Annotated in this window: 2 protein-coding genes; one reads left to right on the forward strand and one right to left on the reverse strand. The window is 70.3% G+C overall.

Annotation, left to right across the window (positions count from 1 at the left end):
* Positions 1-13: 13 nt before the first annotated feature.
* Entirely contained in the window at positions 14-718 is a 705-nt protein-coding gene (locus ACFXKA_RS42720) for a potassium channel family protein (protein WP_379431863.1), read from the reverse strand.
* Positions 719-795: 77 nt separating this feature from the next.
* On the opposite strand from ACFXKA_RS42720, the gene ACFXKA_RS42725 reads away from it, so the two are divergent.
* Positions 796-1,344 carry an HIT family protein gene (locus ACFXKA_RS42725; RefSeq protein WP_379431864.1) on the forward strand — a complete coding sequence of 183 codons (549 nt, stop codon included), beginning with the start codon at positions 796-798 and terminating at the stop codon, positions 1,342-1,344.
* Positions 1,345-1,523: the final 179 nt, after the last annotated feature.

Genomic DNA, 1,523 nt, shown 5'->3' on the forward strand with positions numbered 1-1,523 from the left:
CCCCGGAGAGGCGTCAGCATCCCGGCGGCCGTACGCCGTCCGGCGGCCCGTTCGGGAGGCTCTCGCCGCTCGCCAGGTCCTCCCGGCCGAAGACCTGGATCAGCCACGAGGAGAACGAACCCGTCACCGCACCCAGCAGCGCCAGTCCGCAGACCATCAGGAAGACCGCGAACACCCGGCCGAGCGATGTCACCGGCGTGACGTCGCCGTACCCGACCGTGGTGATCGCCGAACAGGCCCACCACACCGAGTCCCCGAAGGTCCGGATGGTGGCGCCCGGCGCGCCGCGCTCCTGCTGGTAGACCGCGAGCGCCGTGGCGAAGCTGAGCAGCGCGGCAGTGATCCCCGCGTACGACATCACCCGCCCGTACAGACTCAGCCGCGGCTGGTCGCGGCGGCGCTGGAGCGTCACGTACGTGTTGACGATCCGCACCGGGCGCAGCAGGGGCAGCAGCAGGACGACAGTGTCCAGCCAGTGCGTCCTCACGAAATGAACACCCTGGCCGCTCAGCACCAGACGCACCGCGTAGTCCACCGCGAACAGCGCCCAGATCGCGAAGAGCACGCTCAGCGCCGCGTCGCCCAGGAGCGGATCGCGGCCGTGGTTCAGCACGATGACCGCGTAACAGGCGAGGAAGAGGAGCGAGGCGACGAGCAGCGGCAGATCGAGGCGCCGCTCCCAGTCGCGCAGCCGCTCGGGTCGGTTCCGGACATGCATCGCGTCAGCATGGCCGGGGCGTCGCCGGGCGGGCCCGCCGACACGCTCCACCGGGCCGAAGTCATATGCTTCACAGCATGACGAGCGAGCCGGAGCAGCAGATCGGAGTGGGTACCCAGGACGCGTTCCAGCGCCTGTGGACGCCCCACCGGATGGCCTACATCCAGGGCGAGAACAAGCCCACCGGTCCGAACGCGGACGACGGCTGTCCCTTCTGCTCCATCCCGCGCAAGTCCGACGAGGACGGGCTCGTCATCGCCCGCGGCGAATCCGTCTACGCGGTGCTGAACCTCTATCCGTACAACGGCGGCCACCTCATGGTCGTACCGTTCCGGCACGTCGCCGACTACACGGAGCTGGACGCGGACGAGACCGTCGAACTGGCCGCGTTCACCAAGCGGGCGATGACCGCGCTGCGTACGGCGTCCGGGGCGCACGGCTTCAACATCGGCATGAACCAGGGCACCGTCGCGGGGGCCGGCATCGCCGCCCATCTGCACCAGCACGTCGTGCCGCGCTGGGGCGGCGACGCCAACTTCATGCCCGTCGTGGCGCACACGAAGGTGCTGCCCCAACTGCTCGCCGACACACGGGTGATGCTGGCGGACGCCTGGCCCGAGGAATAGGGCCCGTCGTTTGGATCTTGCCGGGCCCGCGCCACATCCGCCCGGCCGGCCGCCGGGCTCCTCCTCGTAACCCCGGCCGCCGGTCCTACGCGTCGTACACGTCCACCTTCTTCGGTGTCGGGTCCTGGACCGCGCCGCTGAGGGACGAGGAGCGGCTGCCGAAGCGCTCGGTGTCCACA

This window comes from Nocardia sp. NPDC059228 (assembly GCF_042754245.1).
In the GTDB taxonomy this organism is placed as follows: domain Bacteria; phylum Actinomycetota; class Actinomycetes; order Mycobacteriales; family Mycobacteriaceae; genus Nocardia.

Bases quoted from the DNA above. Each gene is read 5' to 3' on its own strand.
- ACFXKA_RS42720 (WP_379431863.1), bottom strand. From the start codon at position 718: ATGCATGTCCGGAACCGACCCGAGCGGCTGCGCGACTGGGAGCGGCGC.
- ACFXKA_RS42725 (WP_379431864.1), top strand. From the start codon at position 796: ATGACGAGCGAGCCGGAGCAGCAGATCGGAGTGGGTACCCAGGACGCG.